Source organism: Haematobacter sp., from assembly GCF_032102465.1.
GTDB lineage: Bacteria > Pseudomonadota > Alphaproteobacteria > Rhodobacterales > Rhodobacteraceae > Haematobacter.
The window spans coordinates 1-4,698 of record NZ_DAMDHB010000074.1; the positions used below are offsets into that span (position 1 = coordinate 1).

At 67.3% G+C, this 4,698-nt stretch carries 4 protein-coding genes; 1 reads left to right on the plus strand and 3 read right to left on the minus strand.

The window, feature by feature from the left end:
• From RT513_RS20590 to gltS, 3 genes are all read right to left on the minus strand, one after another.
• Positions 1 to 840, minus strand: an 840-nt coding sequence (locus RT513_RS20590; protein ID WP_313534540.1) for an FUSC family protein, incomplete at its 3' end; no start/stop codon positions are given.
• Complete coding sequence (locus RT513_RS20595; RefSeq protein ID WP_290684701.1) at positions 840 to 1,292, minus strand: MarR family winged helix-turn-helix transcriptional regulator; 453 nt, start codon at positions 1,290 to 1,292, stop codon at positions 840 to 842. The genes RT513_RS20590 and RT513_RS20595, both read right to left, overlap by 1 nt.
• Positions 1,293 to 1,342: 50 nt before the next feature.
• Positions 1,343 to 2,560 (minus strand): sodium/glutamate symporter, encoded by a 1,218-nt coding sequence (gene gltS, locus RT513_RS20600; RefSeq protein ID WP_290684703.1) that lies wholly within the window; start codon positions 2,558 to 2,560, stop codon positions 1,343 to 1,345.
• A 264-nt stretch (positions 2,561 to 2,824) separates the two neighbouring features.
• On the opposite strand from gltS, the gene RT513_RS20605 reads away from it, so the two are divergent.
• Positions 2,825 to 4,258 (plus strand): NAD-dependent succinate-semialdehyde dehydrogenase, encoded by a 1,434-nt coding sequence (locus tag RT513_RS20605; protein ID WP_290684705.1) that lies wholly within the window; start codon positions 2,825 to 2,827, stop codon positions 4,256 to 4,258.
• Positions 4,259 to 4,698: the final 440 nt, after the last annotated feature.

The window sequence follows — 4,698 nt, forward strand, 5'->3', positions numbered from 1 at the left end:
GGGCGAGATGTCGTCCCCCCGGTCGATGGCGGCGGCAGCGGTGTCCAGCGCCGCCGCTGTTTGCGCATCCCCCGCGCGCGGCACGCGGCCCGCCCGTTCCGACCGGAGCCAGAGCATCAGCCCGACCTGCCCCGACAGAAGCCAGCGGGTCGCCCGCGCGCTCCTGCGGGCGCGGCGGGAGCCAGCGGTCGCGGTGTCCAGCGTATCCTCGATCGACGCCATTTCGGAGAGAAGGGCCGTCGCCTCCCGCGCATCGGCAGGCACGCCGCGGAGCGTGGCGGCAGCCGCCGACAGCAGGCGACGGGTCAGCGCCCTGACGCGGGCATATGGCTCCGACCCATCGGCGGCGCGACCGAAGACCCAGCCGACGGCCAGCGCGATGGCGACACCGACAAGCACCGTCGCCATCCTGTCCAGCCCGAGGTGCAGCACATTCTCGGGGTGTCCGGTATCCAGCAGCGCGACCATGGCCGCGGAATAGCCCGCCAGCATGGCGCCATAGCCCGCAAACCCCCGGATGACATTCCCAAGCCCGGCGCAAAGCCCCAGCCACAGCGCGATTCCCACGACGAGAACCACCATGTCCCCGCCAGAGACGACCATCAGCCCCATGCCGAACAGGGCGCCGACCACGGTCCCCAGAAACCGGTTGGCGGCTTTTTCCAGAAGCTGGCCCCGCACCGGCAGCGCCGCCGCCCAGACCGACATGGCCGACCATTGCGGATGCTCGAGCCCCAATGCCCAGGCCGCAACAAGCGACATACAGGCTGCAAGCGCCGTCAGTCCGGTAAAGCGGAGACGCGCCGCATCGATGCCCAGACGGGAAAGGAGGCGGGCCATCACCGCTCCTCCTGCTGCATGCGGGCGATGCGGCGGTCGATGTGGTCCATCGCCTCCAGAAGACGCATGAGGTCATCGGGGCCGAGATCCTCAAGCATCTCACGCTCCGTTCGCTCCAGAACGGCCTCGATCCGCTGGACCGCCGTCTCCCCCGCGGGGGTGAGATAGAGCCGGCGGGAGCGGCGGTCGGCCGGATCGGGCCGGCGTTCGAGCAGCCCCCGCTCCGACAGGATGTCAATCAGCCGCACCAGGCTCGACCCGTCGATGCCCACACGCTCCGCAAGCTCCTTCTGGCTGATCCCGCCCCCCGACAGGCTGAGGTGCACGAGGGGGGGCCAGGTTGCATCGGCCATGCCGATCCCGGCCAGACGCAGGTCAAGCTCGCGCCGCCAGCGGCGTGCGGTCCGGGAAAAGACGAAACCGAAACGGGAGAGAGGAGTATCATGACGCATACTAATAATATGCCATACAACTAGTTTGAATTCAATCCATTTGAATGCCACTATGTCAACAGCCGTACGAAGACAGAGATGATGGCCGCATTCGCAAGGTCGATGAAAAACCCGCAAACCAGCGGGACGATCACAAAGGCCGCATGCGCGGCCCCGTATTGCCGCGCCACCGCCGTCATGTTGGCGATGGCCGTGGCCGTGGAGCCGAGCGTGATGCCGCCGAAGCCCGAGGAAATCACCACGCTCTCGTAATCCCGCCCCATCGCGCGGAACACGACGAAGACCGTGTAGATCAGCGTCAGGGCAATCTGCACCGCCAGCGCAACCGTCACGAAACCCAGAACCTCCGCGAGCGCCCAGGGCTTCAGCCCCATGAGCGCCATGACCAGGAACAGCCCCAGCGCCAGTTCCGACAGAAGCGCCATCGCGCGCCGCATCCCGGGCCACTGGCGGCTCACCCGGCCCCGCAGCCTGCCCGGAAGCAGCGCCCGGACGAGAATACCGGCGAGAAGACAGCTGACAAATGCGGGAAGCGTGACGCCTGTGAGCGAGATCACGCCATGCAGCGCCCGCCCCGCCATCACCGTGACATCCAGCAGCAGGACCGCCCATAGCACCGACATGTAGTCGAGCGGCGGCGGATTCTGATGCGTGGCGCCGATTTCCAGACGTCTGTCCTCAGAGGGGCGCACCCGGTAGCGGGTCATCAGAAAGGCCGCCATCGGCCCACCGATGAGACAGGCCGCGATCAGCCCGACCGTATTGGAGGCGACACCCAGCTCCATCGCCGCGGCGATGCCGTGCTGCGTCTCCAGAATCGGCGCCCAGGCGAGGGTCGTTCCTACGCCGCCTGTCAGCGGGATGGAGCCGACCAGCAGCCCCTCCAGCGCGGGACGCCCGAAGGCCAGCGCGACCAGAACCCCCGCGATGTTCTGGATGACCATGAAGGCTACCGAAATGCCTGTCAGCACCAGCAGGGGGCGGCCGCCCTCCCGCAACGCCCGGATATCGGCGTTCAGCCCGATCCCGGCAAAGAATACGAGCAGAAGGAAATCCCGCGCACCAAGCTCCATCTCCACGTCGATCCCCCAGCACATGTGGAGGATCGTGACGACGGCGATGAAGGCCAGCCCGCCCGCAACCGCCTCCGGGATGGAATACCGGCGCAGCAGCGACCAGCGCAAAGTGAGTATCTTCCCGACGATGAGCAGGAACACCGCCAGAGTGAACGAGAGATGCGCATCGACCTGCAACACCTGAAGTTGCATGAAGCTATCTCCGCTGACCGCCATTCGGGAAAGCGTAGGACCGGGACCGGAAGCTGGCAAGGGAGCCGTCGCCGAACCCGCGACGTCGGTTGCCGGCGGCAGGCCCGCAACCGACGTCGCGGGCGGGCGGGCGGACGTCTGTCAGGCATCTGCCCGCCTGACCGACAACCCGCCCTTGACCCTGACGGAGAGCGGGGCCAAGACTGCGCGGGGCCGCAGCCTGCGGCGCATCTGCTGACCTGCATTCGGATGAGAGGAACCATCATGCCTGCCTATACAGACGTCCAGCTCCACATCGACGGCGCCTGGTGCGATGGCACGGGCGGGTGGATCCCCGTCGTCGATCCCGCGACGGAAGAAGAGATCGGCCGCGTCGCCTGGGCCAAACAGGCGGATCTGGACCGCGCGCTTGCCGCCGCGGAGAAGGGTTTCGAGATCTGGAAGAACACCGGCGTCATGGACCGGGTGAAGGTCATGCGCAAGGCCGCGGCGCTGCTGCGGGAGCGGGCCGACGATATCGCCTGGAAGATGACCCGCGAACAGGGCAAGCCGCTTGCCCAGGCCAAGGGTGAGATCCTCGCCGGCGCGGAAACCATCGAATGGTTCGCCGAGGAAGGCCGCCGCACCTATGGTCAGGTCATCCCCTCCCGCCAGCCGGGGGTGATGCAGATCACCATGAAGCTTCCCGTCGGGCCGGTCGCGGCCTTCACGCCCTGGAACTTCCCGATCAACCAGGTGGTGCGCAAGCTCTCCGCCGCCGTGGCGACGGGCTGCTCCATCATCGTGAAGGCGCCGGAGGAGACGCCCTCCTCTCCCGCCGAACTGATCCGCTGCTTCATCGATGCGGGCGCGCCTGCGGGCGTCATCAACCTTGTTTACGGGGTGCCTGCGGAGATCTCCGAATACCTCATCCCGCATCCGACCATCCGCAAGGTGACCTTCACCGGCTCCACCCCCGTCGGCAAACAGCTCGCGGCGCTCGCCGGGCAGAGCATGAAACGCGCGACGATGGAGCTTGGTGGCCATGCGCCGGTCATCGTGGCGAAGGACGCGGATATCGAGAAGGCGATCTCGCTGATGTCCGTGCACAAGTTCCGCAATGCCGGGCAGGTCTGCGTCTCGCCCACCCGTTTCCTCGTTCAGGAGAAGGTGGCCGACGCCTTCATCGACGGCTTCACCGAAGCGGCGAAGGCTGTGAAGGTCGGCAACGGGCTGGAAAAGGGCATGGACATGGGCCCGCTCGCCAATGAGCGCCGCATTCCAGCCCTTCAGGCGCTGATCGGCGATGCCGTGGAGCATGGCGCGCGGCTGACCACGGGCGGCCAGCGGATCGGCAACAAGGGCTACTTCTTCGAGCCGACCGTGCTGGCCGATGTGCCGACCGAGGCACGGATCATGAACGAGGAGCCTTTCGGCCCCGTTGCGGTCGTGAACCGGTTCGGCGATCTGGACGAGGCGATCGCGGAAGCCAACCGCCTGCCCTACGGGCTTGCCGCCTATGCCTTCACCCGCGCCTCCGCCACGGCGGACCGGCTGTCGCGCGAAGTGGAATCCGGCATGCTGGCGATCAACCATCTTGGCCTTGCCCTGCCGGAAGTTCCGTTCGGCGGCATCAAGGATTCGGGCTACGGCACGGAGGGCGGCTCGGAAGCGCTGGACGCCTATGTGGAAACCCGCTTCATCACGCGTCTGGGGTAAGCACGGGCGGTGAACAAGGCGCGGGGGACGCCCCCCGCGACCCCCGGCGGAGAGACAGGGCGCGATATCCGTCTTTTGCGCCAGGTCCCCCGCCCCCTGCGCCCCTTCCCGCCGCTCGCGTCACGTCCCGCCTCTCGCGTCACGTCCCGCAGGGGTTTCTCCCGGGGAGAGCACCGTGATTCACGTTCGTGAAGGCAGCGAGATGAGGAGAGGGCGCGTCGATCTGACCGATTTCGGGCTGGATCGCGATCCAGCCCTCGCCTCCGGCTGATGCGCGCGGAGGCAGCTCCTTTTGGGCCTGCTCCCGGAGCCTTTGCTTGCTGCTGGCAAAGGTGAGGATAGAGGATCGCCGCGTGTGGAGCAGGCCGCTCTGGCAAAACGGACAGGGCGCCGTGGGCGAATATTTCCGCGCGCTCCGGCAGCCGCCACAGCCGCCACAG

Coding starts and splice junctions, on each gene's coding strand:
- gltS (WP_290684703.1), bottom strand. CDS start 2,560: ATGCAACTTCAGGTGTTGCAGGTCGATGCGCATCTCTCGTTCACTCTG.
- RT513_RS20595 (WP_290684701.1), bottom strand. CDS start 1,292: ATGCGTCATGATACTCCTCTCTCCCGTTTCGGTTTCGTCTTTTCCCGG.
- RT513_RS20605 (WP_290684705.1), top strand. CDS start 2,825: ATGCCTGCCTATACAGACGTCCAGCTCCACATCGACGGCGCCTGGTGC.